At 66.4% G+C, this 21,205-nt stretch carries 17 protein-coding genes; 14 read left to right on the forward strand and 3 right to left on the reverse strand.

The genetic code is table 11. The features are described from left to right. Positions 1–72 precede the first annotated feature (72 nt). Genes FFI87_RS08070 through lexA form a run of 3 tightly spaced genes read right to left on the reverse strand, consistent with a single transcriptional unit; the run spans position 73 to position 1,825 of the window. Positions 73–783 (reverse strand): DUF2939 domain-containing protein, encoded by a 711-nt coding sequence (locus FFI87_RS08070; protein WP_138847764.1) that lies wholly within the window; start codon positions 781–783, stop codon positions 73–75. A gap of 29 nt (positions 784–812) precedes the next feature. Further along, positions 813–1,151 (reverse strand): hypothetical protein, encoded by a 339-nt coding sequence (locus FFI87_RS08075; protein ID WP_006754654.1) that lies wholly within the window; start codon positions 1,149–1,151, stop codon positions 813–815. 26 nt (positions 1,152–1,177) lie between these two features. Continuing rightward, positions 1,178–1,825: a transcriptional repressor LexA gene (gene lexA / locus FFI87_RS08080; RefSeq protein WP_006754655.1), complete on the reverse strand. Its 648-nt coding sequence runs from the start codon at positions 1,823–1,825 to the stop codon at positions 1,178–1,180. A 264-nt stretch (positions 1,826–2,089) separates the two neighbouring features. Between lexA and FFI87_RS08090 the strand changes: the two genes are divergently transcribed. From FFI87_RS08090 to FFI87_RS08160, 14 genes are all read left to right on the forward strand, one after another. Continuing rightward, complete coding sequence (locus FFI87_RS08090; protein ID WP_138847763.1) at positions 2,090–3,127, forward strand: sulfate ABC transporter substrate-binding protein; 1,038 nt, start codon at positions 2,090–2,092, stop codon at positions 3,125–3,127. Between the two features lie 146 nt (positions 3,128–3,273). Next, a complete protein-coding gene (gene cysT, locus FFI87_RS08095) occupies positions 3,274–4,173 on the forward strand; it encodes a sulfate ABC transporter permease subunit CysT (RefSeq protein WP_012363819.1) in 900 nt (299 codons plus the stop codon). After that, entirely contained in the window at positions 4,170–5,117 is a 948-nt protein-coding gene (cysW, locus tag FFI87_RS08100; RefSeq protein ID WP_012363820.1) for a sulfate ABC transporter permease subunit CysW, read from the forward strand. The genes cysT and cysW overlap by 4 nt, the downstream gene beginning before the upstream one ends. Before the next feature lie 13 nt (positions 5,118–5,130). Further along, on the forward strand, positions 5,131–6,189 hold the full coding sequence (locus FFI87_RS08105; RefSeq protein ID WP_138847762.1) for a sulfate/molybdate ABC transporter ATP-binding protein: 1,059 nt from the start codon (positions 5,131–5,133) through the stop codon (positions 6,187–6,189). 79 nt (positions 6,190–6,268) lie between these two features. Then, entirely contained in the window at positions 6,269–7,195 is a 927-nt protein-coding gene (locus FFI87_RS08110; protein ID WP_006755334.1) for a CysB family HTH-type transcriptional regulator, read from the forward strand. Positions 7,196–7,691: 496 nt separating this feature from the next. Further along, positions 7,692–8,642, forward strand: a complete 951-nt coding sequence (locus FFI87_RS08115; RefSeq protein ID WP_105834347.1) for a sugar ABC transporter substrate-binding protein — start codon at positions 7,692–7,694, stop codon at positions 8,640–8,642. A 145-nt stretch (positions 8,643–8,787) separates the two neighbouring features. Then, positions 8,788–10,401 carry a sugar ABC transporter ATP-binding protein gene (locus FFI87_RS08120; RefSeq protein ID WP_138847761.1) on the forward strand — a complete coding sequence of 538 codons (1,614 nt, stop codon included), beginning with the start codon at positions 8,788–8,790 and terminating at the stop codon, positions 10,399–10,401. Next, positions 10,398–11,417 (forward strand): ABC transporter permease, encoded by a 1,020-nt coding sequence (locus FFI87_RS08125; protein ID WP_012363824.1) that lies wholly within the window; start codon positions 10,398–10,400, stop codon positions 11,415–11,417. The genes FFI87_RS08120 and FFI87_RS08125 overlap by 4 nt, the downstream gene beginning before the upstream one ends. Positions 11,418–11,453: 36 nt before the next feature. Further along, positions 11,454–12,485, forward strand: a complete 1,032-nt coding sequence (locus FFI87_RS08130) for a LacI family DNA-binding transcriptional regulator (RefSeq protein WP_006759468.1) — start codon at positions 11,454–11,456, stop codon at positions 12,483–12,485. Further along, on the forward strand, positions 12,482–13,408 hold the full coding sequence (gene rbsK / locus FFI87_RS08135) for a ribokinase (protein ID WP_012363825.1): 927 nt from the start codon (positions 12,482–12,484) through the stop codon (positions 13,406–13,408). Before FFI87_RS08130 ends, rbsK begins: the two co-directional genes overlap by 4 nt. A gap of 288 nt (positions 13,409–13,696) precedes the next feature. Next, on the forward strand, positions 13,697–15,460 hold the full coding sequence (locus FFI87_RS08140) for a methyl-accepting chemotaxis protein (RefSeq protein ID WP_138847760.1): 1,764 nt from the start codon (positions 13,697–13,699) through the stop codon (positions 15,458–15,460). A 518-nt stretch (positions 15,461–15,978) separates the two neighbouring features. Further along, positions 15,979–17,901, forward strand: coding sequence for a PrkA family serine protein kinase (locus FFI87_RS08150; RefSeq protein ID WP_006754311.1), 1,923 nt, complete (start codon positions 15,979–15,981; stop codon positions 17,899–17,901). Between the two features lie 125 nt (positions 17,902–18,026). Beyond that, entirely contained in the window at positions 18,027–19,295 is a 1,269-nt protein-coding gene (locus tag FFI87_RS08155) for a YeaH/YhbH family protein (protein WP_012363827.1), read from the forward strand. Further along, positions 19,292–20,971, forward strand: a complete 1,680-nt coding sequence (locus FFI87_RS08160; protein WP_138847759.1) for a SpoVR family protein — start codon at positions 19,292–19,294, stop codon at positions 20,969–20,971. The genes FFI87_RS08155 and FFI87_RS08160 overlap by 4 nt, the downstream gene beginning before the upstream one ends. The last annotated feature ends 234 nt before the right edge of the window (positions 20,972–21,205 follow it).

The following is a 21,205-nucleotide window of genomic DNA, read 5'->3' on the forward strand; positions in this document are numbered from 1 at the left end:
CTGCGATTCCGGCGCAGTCGCGCGCAGTGCCGCATCAGCGGCATCGGGCGCGACCGTGACGACTGCGAGTGCTCAGGCGTGCAGGTCGATCGCGGACAGCTTCCACGAGAACAGGCCGAAGCGGCGGAATACCGCCGCATAGCGCGTGCCGTCGGCGCTGCGCTGGTAGGTCACGACGAATTCATCGATATTCCGGTAGCCGGCACTCGTTTGCTGCGGATGACCCGCGTCGCTCGGACTCGCCGGTGCCGGCGCGGGCGTGGGTGCGGGCCCCGGCGCAGATGCAGCCGACGCGTTGGCATTGCTGCCCGGCACGGGTGCGCTAGCCGGATTGGCCGGTGGCGCGGCCGGTGCGTTGCCGGGCGCACCGCCTGCCGGCGGGCCCGACCAGTCGGGTGGCCGCTCGCCCGGGTTACCGCGCGGCGGGATGCCGCTCATCAGCGCCGCCACCCCTTCCGGTGTCGCATACGCATCGACCAGCGGGCCGATCAACGCAGATCCGATCAGCGCGCCAATCACCGCGAACGGATTGTCCTTCTTCACCGCGTCGATCCGGCGCATCAATTCTTCCGTGACCTGCTGCTTCAGGCTGATGCGCAGCGACGGAAAGTCGACGTATTCGCTGACCGCCTGCGAATCGCGCGCGTCGATCGCCGATTTCAGGCGACCTAGCGCGACGTACGGCGACGCGTATGCATAGCCGACCGCCGCCAGGACGGCGACGGCCAGCACGACGATCAGCACGGGCTTGAGCCGCCACGCGCGGCCCGAAGATCCAGTCACGATGCCTCCGGTGCGAACGGGTTCCGCAATCAGAGACCGCCGTGCGTGGACGATCGTTCCTCGGCGATGCAGCGATCGATCATCCGGCACACGGCATCGATCGTCCCCACCATGATCAGCCGCGACCGACCGTGATAGACGCGCACCGGCGCACGGCGCGCCGGTTCCGCGTGATTCAGGCCGGCATTCAGCGAGACCCGCGCGAATGCGGGAAGCGCCGACGGCAGCAGCGACGCCTGCCGTTCAACTGCGACTTCTTGGCTCACCACGGGCGCCGCGGCGGACAGCGGCGCGCAGGGCGTGCGGCCGCGCAGGTGACGCAGGCGACCGAATTGACGGAAAGGCAGCAAACGGGAAAGGCGTTCCATGGTGTTCTCCTCAGCGAGACCGATTGTCAGAGTTCGCCCGAGCGGATCAGCCCGACGGCGATGCCTTCCAGCGCGAATTCCGCGCTGCCGGCCTTGACGAAGATGTTTTCGTAATCCGGGTTCTCCGCGATCAGCTCGAGGCCGCCGGGCCGGCGCATCAGGCGCTTGACCGTGACGTCGTCGCCCAGGCGCGCGACGATGATCTGGCCGTCCTTCGCTTCCGTGCGCTTCTGCACGGCGAGGAGGTCGCCATCGAGAATGCCGGCGTCGCGCATCGACAGGCCGCGCACCTTCAGCAGGTAGTCGGGCTTGCTCGTGAACAGCGCGGGATCGCACGCGTAATGCTGCGAGATGTGCTCCTGCGCGAGGATCGGGCTACCGGCCGCGACCCGGCCGACGAGCGGCAGCGACAGCTGCATCAGGCCGGCGTGCGGCAGCGTGAACTGGTGCGGCGCATCGTCGATGCCGAGCAGGCGAATGCCGCGCGACGCGCCGGCGGCCAGCTCGATCACGCCCTTGCGCGCGAGCGCCCGGAGGTGTTCCTCGGCCGCGTTCGGCGAGCTGAACCCCAGCTCGGCCGCGATCTCGGCACGCGTGGGCGGGAAACCGGAGCGCTCGATCGCCCGGCGGATCAAGTCGAACACTTGCTGCTGACGTGCGGTGAGTTTGGTCATGGCTTAACTGTATGGATAGACAGTGAGCTGTATTTTTATACAGTACTTCGCGAATTTCAAGTGTTACTTGAGGTTCGACGCGATCGCGCCGGTTCCGCCGCGATTTCGCGACGTCCGGACGCCGGTTTGTCTGCCGCAACCGTCCACCCAGTCTGCGTTAGCACTTTTGAGTATTAAAAAATGAAGAACGATTATTTTTAATCATGTAACCCGTTCGCTAGACTGGCCCGACATCGCAACATCGACAACACTGGAGAACCAAGGATGGCGAAGCGCAATACGGGTCTGGTGGGCGGAGCGGGCCGCCTGATCGCAACACTCGCGCTGGGCGCGGCGGCGGCGCTGGGCGTCGTCACGCACGCGCAGGCCGATACAACGTTCCTGAACGTGTCGTACGACCCGACGCGCGAGCTGTATCAGGACTTCAACCAGGCGTTCGGCAAGGCGTGGAAGGCGAAGACGGGCGAGACGGTCAACTTCAAGCAGTCGCACGGCGGCTCGGGCGCGCAGGCGCGCTCGGTGCTCGACGGCCTGCAGGCCGACGTCGTCACGCTGGCGCTCGCCTACGACATCGACGCGCTCGCCAACAAGGGGCTGGTGAACAAGGACTGGCAAAAGCGCCTGCCGGACAACGCATCGCCTTACACGTCGACGATCGTGTTCCTCGTGCGCAAGGGCAACCCGAAAGGGATCAAGGACTGGGACGACCTCACCAAGCCGGGCATCTCGATCGTCACGCCGAACCCGAAGACCTCGGGCGGTGCGCGCTGGAACTACCTGGCCGCGTGGTCGTATGCCGTGCACAAGCCGGGCGGCAGCGAGCAGGGCGCGAAGGAATTCGTGACGAAGCTCTACAAGAACGCAGGCGTGCTCGATTCGGGCGCGCGTGGCGCGACGACGAGCTTCGTGCAGCGCGGGATCGGCGACGTGCTGATCGCGTGGGAGAACGAGGCGTTCCTGTCGATCAAGGAATTCGGCACCGACAAGTTCGAGATCGTCGTGCCGTCGGTGAGCATCCTGGCCGAGCCGCCCGTCGCGGTGGTCGACAAGGTGGTGGACAAGAAGGGCACGCGCAAGCTGGCGGAGGCCTACCTGAATTTCCTGTACAGCCCGCAGGGCCAGGAGATCGCCGCGCGCAACTACTACCGTCCGCGTTCGAAGAACGTGCCGGCGGAGCTGACCAAGCAGTTCCCGAAGCTGAAGCTGTACACGGTCGACGACACGTTCGGCGGCTGGACGAATGCGCAGAAGACGCATTTCGCGGACGGCGGCGTGTTCGACTCGATCTACAAGCCGCAGTAACGCGAACAGTACCACCACGCAGCAAACCCATAACGACAGCGGTGCGCCACGACAGCGCGCCGCATCCCCGACGGCCGCCGGCGCGATTCCCCGCGCCGGCGTTTGCGTCGGACCCATGAGCAGCATCGACCCAGCAAGAGCATCCGATGACGACGTACACCTTTCGCAAGCCGAGCGCGCTGCCCGGCTTCGGCGTGACGCTCGGCATCACGGTGGCCTATTTGAGCCTCGTGGTGCTGATCCCGCTCGCCGCCACGTTCCTGAAGACCGCGACTTTGTCGTGGGACCAGTTCGTCACCGCCGTCACGTCGCCGCGCGTACTCGCGTCGTACCGGCTGACGTTTTCCGCCGCCCTGGGCGGCGCATTGATCAACGCCGTGTTCGGCTTTCTCGTCGCGTGGGTGCTGGTGCGCTACCGGTTCCCGTTGAAGCGCCTCGTCGACGCGATCGTCGACCTGCCGTTCGCGTTGCCGACGTCGGTCGCGGGCATTTCGCTTGCAGCCGTCTATGCGACCAACGGCTGGGTCGGCCAGTATCTCGCGCCGTTCGGCATCAAGATCGCGTTCACGCCCATCGGCGTGCTGGTGGCGCTGACCTTCATCGGGCTGCCGTTCGTCGTGCGCACCGTGCAGCCGGTGCTCGAGGATTTCGAGCGCGAGCAGGAGGAGGCCGCCGCGTGCCTCGGCGCATCGCGCTGGCTGACGTTCCGCCGCGTCGTGCTGCCGGCCGTGCTGCCGGCGCTGCTCACCGGCTTCGCGCTGGCGTTCGCGCGCGCGCTCGGCGAATACGGGTCGGTGATTTTCATCGCCGGCAACGTGCCGATGAAGTCCGAGATCACGTCGCTCCTGATCATCACGAAGCTCGAGCAGTACGACTACGCGGGCGCGACCGCGCTGGCGGTCGTGATGCTGGTCGTGTCGTTCCTGATGCTGCTCCTGATCAACACGCTGCAGTGGTATCTGCAGCGTCGTACGAGCAAGGGGGCGAGCGGCCCCGCGCCGTCGAGCGCAATCGCTGCCTCGACCGTCCAGGGAGGCCAGCAATGAGCCAGGAGTCCAGTGCCGTGCTGAACAACCCGTCCGCCGCGCGCGCGCGTGCCGCGAAACGGCCCGACCCCGTCAGCGAGTCGCGCGTCGTGCGCTGGCTGCTCACGGGCATCGCGCTGGCGTTCCTCGCGTTCTTCCTCGTCGTGCCGCTCGCCGCGGTGTTCTTCGAGGCGCTGCGCAAGGGCGTCGGCTTCTATCTCGAATCGCTCGCCGATCCGGACGCATGGTCGGCGATCAAGCTGACGCTGACGGTCGCCGTGATCGCCGTGCCGCTGAACCTCGTGTTCGGCGTGTGCGCGTCGTGGGCGATCGCGAAGTTCGAATTCCGCGGCAAGGCGTTGCTGACCACGCTGATCGACCTGCCGTTCTCCGTGTCGCCGGTGATCTCGGGCCTCGTCTACGTGCTGTTGTTCGGCGCGCAGGGCTGGCTCGGGCCGTGGCTGCAGAACCACGACGTGCAGATCATCTTCGCGGTGCCGGGCATCGTGCTCGCGACGATCTTCGTCACATTCCCGTTCGTCGCGCGCGAGCTGATCCCGCTGATGCAGGCGCAGGGCACCGACGAGGAAGAAGCCGCGCGCGTGCTCGGCGCGTCGGGCTGGCAGATCTTCCGGCGCGTGACGCTGCCGAACGTGAAGTGGGGCCTGCTGTACGGCGTGATCCTGTGCAATGCGCGCGCGATGGGCGAGTTCGGCGCGGTGTCGGTCGTGTCCGGCCACATTCGCGGCGTGACCGACACGATGCCGCTGCACGTCGAGATCCTGTACAACGAATACAACTTCGCGGCGGCGTTCGCGGTGGCGTCGGTGCTGGCGCTGCTGGCGCTCGTCACGCTCGCGCTGAAGCTGCTCGCCGAGCGTCATCTCGCCGCCGAACTGGCCGGCGCACGCGATGACGTTCCCGCTCATGCCGGCCCCGTCGCCGCCATTTCGTCGAAATCGTAAAGAGGCAACCAGAATGGGTATCACCGTCCGTCACCTTCAGAAGCGCTTCGGCGATTTCACCGCCCTCGACAACGTGTCGCTCGACTTCCCCGCGGGCGAGCTCGTCGCGCTGCTCGGGCCGTCCGGCTGCGGCAAGACCACGCTGCTGCGCGTGATCGCGGGCCTCGAGCACGCGGACGCCGGCCAGGTCGTGCTGCAGGGGCTCGACGTCGCGTCGGTCGGCGCGCGCGATCGCCAGGTCGGCTTCGTGTTCCAGCATTACGCGCTGTTTCGCCACATGACCGTGTTCGAGAACGTCGCGTTCGGGCTGCGCGTGAAGCCGCGCCGCGAGCGGCCGTCGGAAGCCGTGATCCGCGCCAAGGTGCACGAACTGCTGAAGCTCGTGCAGCTCGACTGGCTCGCGCAGCGCTATCCGTCCGAGCTGTCGGGCGGCCAGCGCCAGCGGATCGCGCTCGCCCGCGCGCTCGCGGTCGAGCCGAAGGTGCTGCTGCTCGACGAGCCGTTCGGCGCGCTCGACGCGAAGGTGCGCAAGGAACTGCGCGGCTGGCTGCGACGCCTGCACGACGACCTGCATATCTCGACGATCTTCGTCACGCACGACCAGGAAGAGGCGCTGGAAGTGGCCGACCGGATCGTCGTGCTGAACCGCGGGCACGTGGAGCAGGTCGGCAGCCCGCAGGACGTCTACGATCATCCGCAAAGCGCGTTCGTCTACGAGTTCCTCGGCGCGGCGAACCGCCTGCCGGGCACGGTCGCCGGCCGTGGCTTCGTCGCCGAGGGCGCGGCGGCGCCGATCGCGGTCGATGCCGATTTCGCGGGCCCCGCGAACGCGTACGTGCGGCCGCACGACCTGCAGCTGTGGCCGGCCGGCGACGGTCATCGCGACGGCATCGCGGTGGACGTGCGCCGCGTGATCCCGCTCGGCGGCTCGGTGCGGGTCGAACTCGAGGCGCGCACCGGCGGCGCACTCGAAGCGGAACTCGATCGCGACGCGTGGCGTGCGCTCGCGCTGCAGGTCGGCGACGGCGCGACGGCCGTGCCGCGCGCGGTCCGGGTATTTCCCGCACACTGACGCCGAACCCGGTAAAGAGAAGAGGGCGGATACCGCTCCGGAGCGACATTCGAACAACGACAGCCTAAGAGGCATACCCATGAATTTTCAGCAATTGCGTTTCGTGCGCGAAGCCGTGCGGCAGAACATGAACCTGACGGAAGTCGCGAACGTGCTGTACACGTCGCAGTCGGGCGTGTCGAAGCAGATCAAGGATCTCGAGGACGAACTGGGCGTCGACATCTTCATCCGGCGCGGCAAGCGGCTCACGGGGCTCACGGAGCCCGGCAAGGCCGTGCACCAGCTGATCGAGCGGATGCTGCTCGACGCCGAGAACCTGCGCCGCGTCGCGCGCCAGTTCGCCGACCAGGACAGCGGCCACCTCGTCGTCGCGACGACGCACACGCAGGCGCGCTACGCACTGCCGAAGGTGATCCGGCAGTTCACCGACGTGTTCCCGAAGGTGCATCTCGCGCTGCGCCAGGGCAGCCCGCAGCAGATCGCGCAGATGATCCTGAACGGCGAAGCCGATCTCGGCATCTCGACCGAGGCGCTCGACCGCTATCCGGACATCGTGACGTTCCCGTGCTATTCGTGGCACCACACGGTCGTCGTGCCGAAGGGGCATCCGCTCGTCGGCCGCGAGAACCTGACGCTCGACGAAATCGCCGAGTATCCGATCATCACGTATGACCAGGACTTCACGGGCCGCTCGCACATCGACCAGGCGTTCACGCAGGCCGGCGCGGTGCCCGACGTCGTGCTGACCGCGATCGACGCGGACGTGATCAAGACCTACGTCGAGCTGGGGATGGGGATCGGCGTCGTCGCGGCGATGGCCTTCGATCCGCAGCGCGACACCGGGCTCGTCGCGCTCGACACGCAGCACCTGTTCGAGGCGAGCACGACGCGCGTCGGGCTGCGCAAGGGCGCGTTCCTGCGCGCGTATGCGTACCGGCTGATCGAGATGTTTGCGCCGCAGCTGAACGAAGCGGAAATCGCCGCGCAGCTGCGCGAAACAGTCTGACGGCAGCGCGATGTTCCGCGGGCGCGGCCAGCGCCCGCCGGACGTGCTGCGCGATGGCTGACATGACGGCGGTTTCGCGTCGTCATGTCATGGCGTGCCGACGCGCCGGACCCGACGAAGGCCGATCATTGAACCGAAAACGGTTTCTCTTTTTCATCCATGGTCGCAACGAAGCGGCACGTCGAATTCGATGTAACGCGCCGCAATCCGCAAGCGTCGCAGCGTGCTCCGAATAAACCCTTAAATATTGATCAGACGGGTTGCGCGTCGAACCGAAACGGTACAGCATAGCTTTCACTCCGCCGGCTTCCCGCCGGCGGTGGCGTGTCGACGACAGCGCGCGCCAGGCAGTCGGCCGTCTGCCTGCTTCCATTCCTTGGTACCGACAAGCAGCATCGATGGCCAGTACCCGGGTAGTTGGGCGCAAACGTTTGCTTGCATTAAAACAACAACCAGACAACAATCGGCCCCACGGGCCAGTCGCCAGGAGATGTGTATGAATGTCCTCTTTCGCCGTCGTTTCCTGACCGCCGCGCTTGCCGCCGTCGCGGTCGCCGCCGCACCGGCCGTCCACGCGCAAGCGCCGGCCAAGCCGAAGGTCGCGCTCGTGATGAAGTCGCTCGCCAACGAGTTCTTCCTGACGATGGAAACCGGCGCGAAGGAATACCAGAAGCACAACGCCGGCCAGTTCGACCTGATCACGAACGGCATCAAGGACGAGACCGACACCGCGAACCAGATCCGCATCGTCGAGCAGATGATCGTGTCGAAGGTCGATGCGATCGTGCTCGCGCCGGCCGATTCGAAGGCGCTCGTGCCGGTCGTGAAAAAGGCGGTCGACGCGGGCATCATCGTCGTGAACATCGACAACCGGCTCGATCCGGACGTGCTGAAGTCGAAGAACCTGAACGTGCCGTTCGTCGGCCCCGACAACCGCAAGGGCGCGCGCAAGATCGGCGACTACCTCGCGAAGCGGCTGAAGGCGGGCGACCAGGTCGGCATCCTCGAAGGCGTGTCGACGACGACCAACGCGCAGCAGCGCACGGCCGGCTTCCAGGATGCGATGAAGGCGGGCGGGATGAAGGTCGTGTCGGTGCAGTCGGGCGAATGGGAGATCGACAAGGGCAATGCGGTCGCATCCGCGATGCTCAACGAATACCCGAACCTGCGCGCGCTGCTGTGCGGCAACGACAACATGGCGATCGGCGCGGTGTCGGCGGTGCGGGCCGCGGGCAAGCAGGGCAAGGTGTTCGTGGTTGGCTACGACAACATCAACGCGATCAAGCCGATGCTGAAGGACGGCCGCGTGCTCGCGACCGCCGACCAGTACGCGGCGAAGCAGGCCGTGTTCGGCATCGACACGGCGCTCAAGGCGATTGCCGAGCATCGCAAGCAGGCCGACATGACCGGTGTGGTCGAGACGCCGGTGGATCTCGTGACGAAGTAACGCCGCCCCGTCGCGGCCGCCGCCCTCAAGAATCCGGGCCGGCGGCCGTTATACGGAGTGAGCGCGATCACGGCCACTGCATGCACATGCACTTGTGAGCGTCATACCCGCGCGTCGCGTGCGCGCGGCCGCAATCAGGATCGCGATGGAACCGACCTTCCAACCCTCCCGTTCAGCCGTTCCCGTGCTGTCCGTCTCCGGCGTGGGCAAGACCTACGCCGAACCGGTGCTCGCCGACGTCACGCTGACGCTCGCACCGGGCGAGGCGCTTGCGCTGACGGGCGAGAACGGCGCAGGAAAGAGCACGCTGTCGAAGATCATCGGCGGGCTCGTCGACCCGACGACCGGCACGATGCAGCTCGGCGGCCAGGCCTATGCGCCGGCGAGCCGCACGCAGGCCGAAGCGCTCGGCGTGCGCATGGTGATGCAGGAGTTGAACCTGCTGCCGACGCTGACGGTCGCCGAAAACCTGTTTCTGAACCGTCTGCCGCGACGCTTCGGCATCATCGACCGCGCGCGGCTGCGTGACGACGCGCAGGCGGCGATGGCGCGTGTCGGGCTCGACGCGATCGACCCCGACACGCCGGTCGGTGCGCTCGGCATCGGCCACCAGCAGATGGTCGAGATCGCGCGCAACCTGATCGGCGACTGCCGCGTGCTGATCCTCGACGAGCCGACCGCGATGCTGACCGCGCGCGAGGTCGAGCTGCTGTTCGAGCAGATCGACCGGTTGAAGGCGCACGGCGTGGCGATCGTCTACATCTCGCACCGGCTCGACGAGCTCGCCCGCGTCGCCGAGCGCGTCGCGGTGCTGCGCGACGGCCGGCTCGTGCACGTCGGCGACATGGCCGCGACGACGTCCGACGGGCTCGTCACGCTGATGGTCGGGCGCGAGATCGGCGAGCACATCGATCTCGGCCCGCGCCGGATCGGCGCGCCGCGACTCGCCGTGTCGGGCATGACGCGCGGCACGGCCGTGCAGGACGTATCGCTCGAAGTGCGCTCGGGCGAAATCTTCGGCATCTCGGGGCTGATCGGCGCGGGGCGCACCGAATTGCTGCGGCTGATCTACGGCGCGGATACGCCGGACGCCGGGATGATCTCGGTCGGCGATCCGCTGACGCCGGCGCGCATCGCTTCGCCCGTCGACGCGGTGCGGCACGGCATCGCGCTGATCACCGAGGACCGCAAGGGCGAAGGGCTGCTGCTGTCGCAGTCGGTCACGTCGAACGTGTCGCTCGGCCAGCTCGAGCGGCTCGCGCGCGGCGGCATCGTCGATACGGCGCGCGAAACGGCGCTCGCCGAGCAGCAGATCGACGCGTTGCGGATCCGCACGCAGGGCGCCGCGCAAACGGTCGGCGAACTGTCGGGCGGCAACCAGCAGAAGGTCGTGATCGGCCGCTGGCTCGCGCGCGACATGGGCGTGCTGCTGTTCGACGAGCCGACCCGCGGAATCGACGTCGGCGCCAAATTCGAGATCTACACGCTGATGGGCGCGCTTGCGCGCGACGGCCGCGCGCTGGTGGTGGTCTCGAGCGACCTGCGCGAGCTGATGCTGATCTGCGACCGGATCGGCGTGATGTCGGCCGGCCGCATGACCGCCGTGTTCGAACGCGGCAACTGGACCCAGGATGCGCTGCTGGCCGCGGCGTTCGCCGGCTTCGGCCGCGATGCGCAGCCGGAAGGCACGCGCCACCCGGATGCGCAAGCGGCGCCGCGCGCGGCTTCCGGCACTTCGACCACAGGACGACAGCAATGACCCAGCCTCCCGTATCCCCGAGCGACGCAGGCGCGCAGCAGGACGTGACGGGGCGCCGCGCGCGCACGCTGTCCGGCACGCGGCTCGGCCTGTCGAACTATCTCGGGCTCGCCGGTGCGCTCGCCGCGATGATCGCGCTGTTTTCGGCGCTGAGCTCGCATTTCCTGACCTACGATACGTTCAGTACGATCGCGAACCAGATCCCCGATCTCGTCGTGATGTCGGTCGGGATGACCTTCGTGCTGATCATCGCCGGCATCGACCTGTCGGTCGGCTCGGTGCTCGCGCTGGCCGCGTCGATGGTCAGCGTGGCCGCGCTGAAATGGCAGTGGGGGCCGCTGCCGGCCGCGCTGATCGGAATCGCGGTCGCGACGGCGACCGGCTCGCTGACCGGCGCGATCACGGTTGGCTGGCGGATTCCGTCGTTCATCGTGTCGCTTGGCGTGCTCGAGGCCGCGCGCGGCGTCGCTTATCAACTGACGAATTCGCGCACGGCCTATATCGGCGACGCGTTCGATTTCCTGTCGAACCCGATCGCGCTCGGCATTTCGCCGGCGTTCCTGATCGCGGTCGCGGTGATGATCGCGGCACAGTTCGTGCTCACCCGTACCGTGTTCGGGCGCTATCTCGTCGGGATCGGTACGAACGAGGAGGCCGTGCGGCTCGCCGGGGTTAACCCGCGGCCGTATAAAATCCTCGTATTCGCATTGATGGGCGCGCTCGCCGGGCTCGCGTCGCTGTTCCAGATCTCGCGGCTCGAGGCCGCCGATCCGAACGCGGGCGCGGGCCTCGAACTGCAGGTGATCGCGGCCGTCGTGATCGGCGGCACGAGCCTGATGGGCGGGCGCGGCTCGGTGATCAGCACGTTCTTCGGCGTGTTGATCATCTCCGTGCTGGCCGCCGGGCTGGCGCAGATCGGCGCGAACGAGCCGACCAAACGGATCATCACCGGGGCGGTGATCGTGGTGGCGGTCGTGCTCGATACGTATCGCAGCCGGCGCGCGCGCGCCCGGTAAGAACTACACAGAAAGCAGACCAGAGAGAAACGGGAAATGGCGACGATCAAGGATGTGGCGGCCATGGCGGGCGTGTCGTTTACGACCGTCTCGCACGTGGTGAACAATTCGCGGCCGGTGTCCGCGGACGTGCGTGCGAAGGTCGAGGGCGCGATCCGTGAGCTGAATTACGTGCCGTCGGCCGTGGCGCGCTCGCTCAAGGCGCGTTCGACGGCGACCATCGGACTCGTCGTGCCGAACAGTACGAATCCGTACTTCGCGGAGCTCGCGCGCGGCATCGAGGATCAGTGCGCGGCCAACGGCTATTGCGTGTTCTTCTGCAACTCGGACGACGATCCCGTGAAGCAGCGCAACTACTTGCGCGTGCTGCAGGAAAAACGCATCGACGGGCTGATCGTCGCATCGGCCGGCGAGGACGCGGTGCTCGCGCAGACGCTCGCGCACGCGCATGCGCCGCTCGTCGTCGTCGACCGCAACATCGAGGGGCTCGCGGCCGACCTCGTGCAGATCGATCACGAACGCGGCGCGTACCTGGCGACGCGCCACCTGCTCGAACTCGGGCACGCGAAGATCGGCTGCATCACCGGGCCGACCGACACGGCCGTCAGCGCGATGCGCGTGCATGGCTTCATCCGCGCGATGGCCGAGCGCGGGATCGACATCGTGCCGGGCGCGATCGCGGAAAGCGATTTTTCGTGCCTCGGCGGCTATCACGCGGCGTCGCGGCTGTTCGAGTCGGTGCATCCGAGCGCGATTTTCGCGGGCAACGACCTGATGGGCGTCGGTGCGCTGCGCGCGGCGGCCGAGCGTGGATTGCGCGTGCCGGACGACTGCTCGATCATCGGCTTCGACGACATCGAATTCTCCCGCTACACGTATCCGGCGCTGTCGACGGTCGGCCAGTCGGTGCGCGCGCTCGGCGAAATGGCCGCGCAGACGCTGATCGAGCGGATCGGCGGCGGCTCGACCGCTGCGCCGAGCCGCCGCCGCGTCGTGTCGCCGCGCCTCGTGCTGCGCGAATCGACGGCGATCTACCGCGAGCCGGCCGCGCCCGGTGCTCGCGCATGACGGCGCGCACCGCGGGCGCCGGCCGCGTGACGGTGGTCGGCAGCCTCAACATGGATCTCGTCGTGCGGGCGCCGCGGCTGCCGCTGCCGGGCGAAACGCTCGCCGGCCATGCGTACGCTCAGGCGGCCGGCGGCAAGGGCGGCAACCAGGCCGTCGCGGCCGCGCGGCTCGGCGCGCGGGTCACGATGATCGGCTGCGTCGGCGCGGACGCGCATGGCGCGGCGCTGCGGGCGGGCCTCGAGGCCGAAGGCATCGATTGCGCGCGGCTCGCGACGAGCGCGGCGGCGTCGACCGGGGTTGCGCTGATCGTCGTCGACGACGCGAGCCAGAACACGATCGTGATCGTCGCCGGCGGCAACGGCGAAGTCACGCCGGAGACGGTGGCGCGGCACGACGCCGCGCTGGCCGCGACCGACGTGCTGATCTGTCAGCTCGAGACGCCGCCGGACGCCGTGTTCGCCGCGCTGTCGGCCGGACGGCGGCTCGGCCGCACCGTGGTGCTCAATCCGGCGCCGGCGGTCGCGCCGCTGCCGGACGGCTGGCTGCCGCTGGTCGATTACCTGATTCCGAACGAAGTGGAGGCGGCAGCGCTCACCGGGCTGCCGGTGCGCGACCCGGCCGACGCGGAAGCCGCGGCGCGGATGCTGCAGGCGGGCGGCGCGCGCAACGTGCTGATCACGCTCGGCGCGCGCGGCGTGCTCGCGCTGCCGGCCGACGGCGCGGCGCGCCACTATCCGGCGCCCGTCGTGCAGGCGATCGACACAACCGCGGCCGGCGATACCTTCATCGGCGGTTTCGCCGCGCGGCTCGCCGCGGGGGAAGACGTCGACACCGCGATCCGCTTCGCGCAACGCGCGGCGGCGCTGTCGGTCACGCGCGCGGGCGCGCAGCCGTCGATTCCCACCCTCGCCGAACTGGCCTGATCGGCTGCGGCGCGCATCGTGGCCGGCGCCTGCGACAGCAGGCAGCCGGCTGTCTGGCTGTCTCTTCCTGATCGGCCCGAACCCGACACTCGCTCTGCCATCTCCGAGCCCGGGCCGGCATGTTTCGCCCCTATTATTCAGCAGAATGCAATAAACCGATCAATTGCGGAGAAAATTGACGTCAATACCATCAAGTTGTGGGGCGAACGGTCGTAAATGCATCGGGGCGAAACACTGTTTCGAAAAACGGGCGCGGCCCGTTCATGACGACGCAACACAGGAAGAATGATGGTGATCGGAAACCTGACGATACGTGCGCGCATCGGTCTGACGATGGCGTTTCTCGCGGTGCTGCTGGGGTTGATCGGCGTGCTGGGCGTGTACGGGATGACGCGCTCGAACGACGCGACACGCGAAATCTTCACGAACCAGATGCCGAGCGCGGTCGACGTGGCCGTAGCGGAAATGTACGCGGCGCGCGAGCGCCTGGCGCTCGATCGCGCCGCGCTGCTGGCCGGCTCGCCCGACTCCGCTGCAGCGGTGGAGCGCAGCCGCGCAATGCGCACGCAGTCCGACGCGTGGTGGCAGAAGTACCTCGCGCTGCCGCGCGGCCCGGAGGAAGACCGCCTCGCACAGGACGTCGCCGCGAAGCGGCTGGCGTTGCAGCGCAGCTGCGACGCGTTCGGCGGCGCGATCGCGACGGGCGACCACGACCGGATCGGCGAGGGCGCCAAGCAGCTCCAGATGCTGTACAACGAGCTTTCGATCTCGGGCGAAGCGCTGCGCAATTTCCAGTTCAGCTCCGCGCAGGCGGACTTCGACCGCGCGGAATCGGTGTACGACACGCTGCGCGTGCTGTCGATCGTCGTGCTGGTGGCCGGCCTGGTCGCCGCGGCGCTGTCGTGGCTGACGCTCAGCCGTGCGATCGGCCGTCCGCTGGCCGACGCGCTCGCGCATTTCGACGCGATGGCCGCAGGTGACCTGCGCCGCTCGATCGTTGTGCATCGGCGCGACGAAATGGGCCAGCTGCTCGACGGCCTTGCGCGGATGCAGCGCGGCTTCGTCGATACGGTGCGCACCGTGCGCGGCGGCAGCGAATCGATCGCGACCGCGGCGCGGCAGATCGCCGCCGGCAACATCGACCTGTCGTCGCGCACGGAAGAACAGGCGTCGGCGCTGCAGGAAACCGCGTCGAGCATGGAGCAGCTGACCGGCACGGTGAAACAGAACGCGGACAATGCGCGGCAGGCAAGCTCGCTGGCCGCGAACGCGTCGGAGATTGCAAACAAGGGCAATACGGTGGTCGGCCAGGTGGTCGGCACGATGGGCGAGATCAACGACAGCTCCGCGAAGATCGCGGACATCATCGCGATCATCGAGGGAATCGCGTTCCAGACCAACATCCTGGCGCTGAACGCGGCCGTCGAAGCCGCGCGTGCCGGCGAGGAAGGGCGCGGCTTCGCGGTCGTCGCGGGCGAGGTGCGCAGCCTCGCGCAGCGTTCGTCGAGCGCGGCCAAGGAGATCAAGGCGCTGATCGACGCGTCGGTGGACCGCATCCGCACGGGCTCGACGCTGGTCGACGAGGCCGGTCGCACGATGAGCGACGTGATCGCGGCCGTGCAGCGCGTGACGGACATCATGGGTGAAATCGCGGCGGCATCGGAGGAGCAGAGCGGCGGCATCGATCAGGTCGCGCGCGCGGTCGCGCAGATGGATGAAGTCACGCAGCAGAACGCCGCGCTCGTCGAGGAAGCGGCGGCCGCCGCGCAGTCGCTCGACGAACAGGCCGCGCGCCTGCGCGACACGGCGGCGGTCTTCCGGATCGACGACGATGCGGCGCAGCCGGCAGCCGCTCCCGCCGCACGTCAGGCGCCGCGCGCGGTGTCCGCGCCGGCTGCCGTGCCGGTGAGCTCGCCCGCACCGGCCGCGGCGCGCGACGATCGCGACGCAGCGCCCAAGCGTGCGGCGCCGGTGCGCAAGCCGGCGGGCGCGTCCGTGGCATCCGCACCGGCTGCCGCGACTGCTGGCGGGGACGACTGGGAGACGTTCTGATTCGGGCGCCGCGCCGCTATTCCTAGCGCATCTATCCCTATTTGGCAGCACACGACGCCCGCTACTGCGGGCGTTGTCGTTTCGGCCACCGATCGAATGTGACAGCGCGTATGAACGTTCGCACAACGTCGCGTGTCGCAGGCGCGCATCGGCGCTACGGGTATCTCCGGACGATGCGAAAAAAATTTGTAACGGTGCTCGCCGCATGTCGTCGTAAACGTGCGCTCGAACGTCTAGTGATGAAGGAGGAGTGAAGGGCGCGGCGACGACGGAGGTGGCCAACGCGTGAGACGTTCCGATGCTGGACGAGACGCCGCGGATGCAGTTTCTGCGGCACGGGAGATCCATTGTAAAGCGTCAAAATGCGTTGTCCAAGCGGTGTTGCGGAGAATGACGCACTTCATACGAAGAGTTCGTGAAAAAAAATAAGAAAGGGTTTAGGATGAATTCGAACGCGCTTGCTTCTGCGCAGTCATACGAAGGCAAGCACGTCTTCAGACTCAGGCGAGGGAGGTAGCATGGATATTTACAGCAGCTTCGCGAACCGCTTCGAAAAAACGCGAGAGGAAGAGCTCTCGCTGGAGGAGTACCTCGCGCTCTGCAAGAACGATCCGTCAGCGTATGCCACGGCAGGCGAACGCATGCTGGCTGCAATCGGGGAACCCGAACAAGTCGACACCCGCAACGAACCGCGCCTGTCGCGGATCTTCGCGAACAAGGTGATCAAGGTCTATCCCGCATTCCGTGAGTTCTACGGAATGGAGGAAGTGATCGAGCAGGTGGTCGCGTATTTCCGCCACGCTGCGCAAGGGCTCGAAGAGAAGAAGCAGATTCTCTACCTGCTTGGCCCGGTGGGCGGCGGCAAGTCGTCGATCGCCGAGCGTCTGAAGCAACTGATGGAGCGCGTGCCGTTCTATGCGCTGAAGGGCTCGCCCGTCAACGAATCGCCGCTCGGGCTGTTCGACTACGACGAAGACGGCCCGATTCTCGAGGAGCAATACGGCATTCCTCGCCGCTACCTGAAGAGCATCCTGAGTCCGTGGGCCGTCAAGCGCCTGCACGAATACAACGGCGACATCCGCCAGTTCCGCGTCGTGCGCCGTTATCCGTCGATCCTGCGTCAGGTCGGCATCGCGAAGACCGAGCCGGGCGACGAGAACAACCAGGATATTTCGTCGCTCGTCGGCAAGGTCGACATCCGCAAGCTCGAGCAGTACGCGCAGGACGATGCCGATGCGTACAGCTATTCGGGCGGCCTGTGCCTTGCGAACCAGGGCCTGCTCGAGTTCGTCGAAATGTTCAAGGCGCCGATCAAGGTGCTGCACCCGCTGCTCACCGCGACGCAGGAAGGCAACTTCAAGGGCACCGAAGGATTCGGCGCGATTCCGTTCGACGGGGTGATCCTCGCGCACTCGAACGAGTCGGAGTGGAAGGCGTTCCGCAACAACCGCAACAATGAGGCACTGCTCGACCGGATCTTCGTCGTGAAGGTGCCGTACTGCCTGCGTGTGTCGGAAGAGACGAAGATCTACGAGAAGCTGATCCGCAATTCGTCGCTGGCCGAAGCCGTGTGCGCGCCGGGCACGCTGAAGATGATGTCGCAGTTCTCGGTGCTGTCGCGCCTGCACGAGCCGGAGAACTCGAGCCTGTTCTCGAAGATGCAGGTCTACGACGGCGAAAACCTGAAGGACACCGATCCGAAGGCGAAGTCGTATCAGGAGTATCGCGACTACGCGGGCGTGGACGAAGGGATGACGGGCGTGTCGACACGGTTCGCGTTCAAGATCCTGTCGCGCGTGTTCAACTTCGATTCGAGCGAGGTCGCGGCGAACCCCGTGCACCTGATGTACGTGCTCGAACAGCAGATCGAACGCGAGCAGTTCCCGCCGGAAACCGAGCAGAAGTACCTGTCCTTCGTGAAGGACGTGCTCGCGTCGCGTTACGCGGACTTCATCGGCAAGGAGATCCAGACGGCCTACCTCGAATCGTATTCGGAGTACGGGCAGAACATCTTCGACCGCTACGTCACGTATGCGGACTTCTGGATCCAGGACCAGGAATTCCGCGATCACGACACGGGCGAGAGCTTCGACCGCGCCGCGCTGAACGCGGAACTGGAGAAGATCGAGAAGCCGGCCGGGATCAGCAATCCGAAGGATTACCGCAACGAGATCGTGAACTTCGTGCTGCGCGCGCGGGCGGCGAATGCCGGGAAGAACCCCGTGTGGACGAGCTACGAGAAGTTGCGCGTCGTGATCGAGAAGAAGATGTTCTCGAATACCGAGGAACTGTTGCCGGTCATTTCGTTCAACGCGAAGGGCTCGGCGGAGGAGCAACGCAAGCATGAGGACTTTGTGAACCGGATGGTCGCGAAGGGCTATACGCCGAAGCAGGTGAGGCTGCTTTGCGACTGGTACCTGCGCGTGCGCAAGTCGTCATGACGCGCGCGGTACCGCGCCCGTGCGGTTCGTCCGCACGGGCGCCCTCAGAGACGCCGCCCGCATGACGGCAGACGGCATGTGCGGCGAGCGTCCCGGCATATCGACTTTCGAGCGGGAGACCGGGAGTGCTTCATCAAATCATCGACCGCAGGCTGGCCGGCAAGAACAAGAGCATCGCCAACCGCGAACGCTTTCTGCGTCGCGTCAAGAACTACATTCGTCGTGCCGTCTCCGACGCGGTGCGCGACCGTAGCATCAAGGATATCCAGAGCACGCAAAGCATCACGATCCCGCGCAAGGACATCGCGGAGCCGAATTTCCGGCACGCGCCGGGCGGGCGTCGTGAGTACGTGCACCCGGGCAACGAGGACTACGTCCGCGGCGACAAGATTCCGCGTCCGCAGGGCGGCTCGGGCGGCGGCGGCAGTCAGGCGAGCAACGAGGGCGAAGGGCAGGACGACTTCGTGTTCGAGCTGTCGCGCGACGAATTCATGCAGTACTTCTTCGACGATCTCGAACTGCCGCGCCTCGTGAAGACGCACCTGCTGACGGTGCCGAGCTGGAAGAACGTGCGCGCGGGCTGGTCGGCGGAAGGCACGCCGAACAACATCGACGTCGTGCGCTCGCTGAGAAGCGCGCTCGGCCGGCGCATCGCGCTCGGCTCGCCGCTCGTCAACGAATTGCGCGAGCTCGAAGCACAGCTCGAGGTGCTGAAGCTCGACCCCGAAGACCGTCGCGCGGACATCGCGACGCTCGAGGCCGAGATCCATCACCTGAAGGGGCGCATCTGGCGGATCCCGTTCATCGATCCGTTCGATCTGCGCTACATCAATCGCGTGAAGCAGCCGCAGCCGTCGAGCCAGGCCGTGATGTTCTGCCTGATGGACGTGTCGGGTTCGATGGACGAGCAGCGCAAGGATCTCGCGAAGCGCTTCTTCATCCTGTTGTATCTGTTCCTGAAGCGCAACTACGAGCGCATCGAGGTCGTGTTCATCCGTCACCACACGCGCGCCGAGGAGGTGGACGAAGACACGTTCTTCCATTCGACCGAAAGCGGCGGCACCGTCGTGTCGAGCGCGCTCGAACTGATGCGCAAGGTGATGAACGAGCGCTACTCGCCGAGCGAGTGGAACATCTACGGCGCGCAGGCGTCCGACGGCGACAACTGGACCGACGATTCGCCGAAGTGTCGCAAAATCCTGGAAGAGGATATCCTCACGAAGACGCGCTATTTCGCGTATATCCAGGTTGCCCCGGAAGAGCAGAATCTGTGGCTGGAGTACGCGCAGCTGGCGTTGTCGCAACCGCACCTCGCGATGAAGAAAGCCGAATCGGCTGCCGACATTTACCCGGTGTTTCGCGAATTGTTCGAAAAGCAGGTGGAAATGTCATGACGACCCGCCACCTGCACAACGAGTCGCGCGGCTACGCGCCGCGCCCTTCCGGCGACGCCACGGCCGGTCCTGCCGCATCGCAGCAAAGCGGCCGGGTCGAACCGGCGCCGCTGGCCGCCGACTTGCCCGGCTCCGGGCAGAAGGAAGCGCGTATGAACGTTGCCGAACGCAAGCCGCTGCCGTGCCCGTCCGACTGGACGTTCGAACTGCTCGAGGAATACGACACGCACATCTCGCAGGTCGCCGAGCAATACGAGCTCGATATCTATCCGATCCAGCTCGAACTGATCAGCGCCGAGCAGATGATGGACGCGTACGCATCGGTCGGGATGCCGGTCAACTATCGCCACTGGTCGTTCGGCAAGCACTTCCTCGCCACCGAAAAGAGCTATCGCCGCGGCCAGATGGGCCTCGCGTACGAAATCGTCATCAACTCGAACCCGTGCATCGCGTATCTGATGGAAGAGAACACGATGACGATGCAGGCGCTCGTCATCGCGCACGCGGCATACGGGCACAACTCCTTCTTCAAGGGCAACTACCTGTTCCGGCTGTGGACCGACGCGCACGCGATCATCGACTACCTCGTGTACGCGAAGAACTACGTCGCCGAATGCGAGGAGCGCTACGGCCTCGATCGCGTCGAGGAACTGCTCGATTCGTGCCATGCGCTGATGAACTATGGCGTCGACCGCTACAAGCGGCCGCAGAAACCGTCGCTGTCGAAGGAGGCCGCGCTGCGGCGCGAGCGCGAGGCGTATCTGCAGTCGCAGGTCAACGAGCTGTGGCGCACGCTGCCGGGCAAGAAGCCCGAGCAGATGGAGGAGCAGGAGGAACGCTATCCGCCGGAGCCGCAGGAGAACCTGCTGTATTTCGCGGAGAAGAACGCGCCGCTGCTCGAGCCGTGGGAGCGGGAAGTGATCCGCATCGTGCGCAAGATCGGCCAGTACTTCTATCCGCAGCGGCAGACGCAGGTGATGAACGAGGGTTGGGCGACGTTCTGGCACTACACGCTGCTGAACACGCTGTACAACCAGGGCAAGCTGGAAGACGGCTTCATGATGGAGTTCCTGCATTCGCACAGCAACGTGGTCTACCAGCCGCCCGTGACGAAGCCGTACTACAACGGGATCAACCCGTATGCGCTCGGCTTCTCGATGATGAGCGACATCCGCCGGATCTGCGAAGCACCGACGGAAGAGGACTACAAGTGGTTTCCGGAGATCGCGGGCACCCCGTGGCTGCCGGCGATGCACTACGCGATGCGCAACTTCAAGGACGAGAGCTTCATCGCGCAGTACCTGTCGCCGAACCTGATCCGCGAGATGCGGCTGTTCTCGGTGCTCGACGACGACATGCGCGATTCGCTCGAGGTGTCGGCGATCCACGACGAGGCCGGTTATCAATACGTGCGCCAGGCGCTGTCGCGGCAGTACGACATCCATCATCGCGAGCCGAACATCCAGGTCTGGGCCGTGAACACGCGCGGCGACCGTAGCCTCACGCTGCGCCACTTCATGACCGACAACCGCCATCTGTCGAACGACAGCGAAGAAGTGCTCAAGCACATGGCGCGACTCTGGCAGTTCGACGTGTTCCTGGAAAGCGTCGACGAGGCCGGTACCGTGCGCAAGCGCTACGAGTGCCGCTACGTGCCGCCCGAGGTGCGGATCTGAATCGCTCGCCTCCACAGAGCTTGCACCGGACGCCAGCCTCAGGGCTGGCGTTTTCATATGACGAACGGGAAAGCGCGAGAAAATTTTTCTACATCCGGACGAACCCGGAAAGCCTGTTACTTTACATTTCGCTAAAATCCCGTAGCGCCGTGGCACCGGAACCGGTGCCACGGCGACCGCACGCGGCGGCCCCTGGTCGTCTCGCCCAGAAAGCACTAAAAGGAACAGACCAAC

It is taken from the genome of Burkholderia sp. KBS0801 (assembly GCF_005937855.2).
GTDB lineage: Bacteria > Pseudomonadota > Gammaproteobacteria > Burkholderiales > Burkholderiaceae > Burkholderia > Burkholderia ambifaria.

Excerpts from the sequence above, each read along its gene's own strand:
- FFI87_RS08075 (WP_006754654.1), bottom strand. The coding sequence starts at position 1,151 with ATGGAACGCCTTTCCCGTTTGCTGCCTTTCCGTCAATTCGGTCGCCTG.
- lexA (WP_006754655.1), bottom strand. The coding sequence starts at position 1,825 with ATGACCAAACTCACCGCACGTCAGCAGCAAGTGTTCGACTTGATCCGC.
- FFI87_RS08090 (WP_138847763.1), top strand. The coding sequence starts at position 2,090 with ATGGCGAAGCGCAATACGGGTCTGGTGGGCGGAGCGGGCCGCCTGATC.
- cysT (WP_012363819.1), top strand. The coding sequence starts at position 3,274 with ATGACGACGTACACCTTTCGCAAGCCGAGCGCGCTGCCCGGCTTCGGC.
- cysW (WP_012363820.1), top strand. The coding sequence starts at position 4,170 with ATGAGCCAGGAGTCCAGTGCCGTGCTGAACAACCCGTCCGCCGCGCGC.
- FFI87_RS08105 (WP_138847762.1), top strand. The coding sequence starts at position 5,131 with ATGGGTATCACCGTCCGTCACCTTCAGAAGCGCTTCGGCGATTTCACC.
- FFI87_RS08110 (WP_006755334.1), top strand. The coding sequence starts at position 6,269 with ATGAATTTTCAGCAATTGCGTTTCGTGCGCGAAGCCGTGCGGCAGAAC.
- FFI87_RS08115 (WP_105834347.1), top strand. The coding sequence starts at position 7,692 with ATGAATGTCCTCTTTCGCCGTCGTTTCCTGACCGCCGCGCTTGCCGCC.
- FFI87_RS08120 (WP_138847761.1), top strand. The coding sequence starts at position 8,788 with ATGGAACCGACCTTCCAACCCTCCCGTTCAGCCGTTCCCGTGCTGTCC.
- FFI87_RS08125 (WP_012363824.1), top strand. The coding sequence starts at position 10,398 with ATGACCCAGCCTCCCGTATCCCCGAGCGACGCAGGCGCGCAGCAGGAC.
- FFI87_RS08130 (WP_006759468.1), top strand. The coding sequence starts at position 11,454 with ATGGCGACGATCAAGGATGTGGCGGCCATGGCGGGCGTGTCGTTTACG.
- rbsK (WP_012363825.1), top strand. The coding sequence starts at position 12,482 with ATGACGGCGCGCACCGCGGGCGCCGGCCGCGTGACGGTGGTCGGCAGC.
- FFI87_RS08140 (WP_138847760.1), top strand. The coding sequence starts at position 13,697 with ATGGTGATCGGAAACCTGACGATACGTGCGCGCATCGGTCTGACGATG.
- FFI87_RS08150 (WP_006754311.1), top strand. The coding sequence starts at position 15,979 with ATGGATATTTACAGCAGCTTCGCGAACCGCTTCGAAAAAACGCGAGAG.
- FFI87_RS08160 (WP_138847759.1), top strand. The coding sequence starts at position 19,292 with ATGACGACCCGCCACCTGCACAACGAGTCGCGCGGCTACGCGCCGCGC.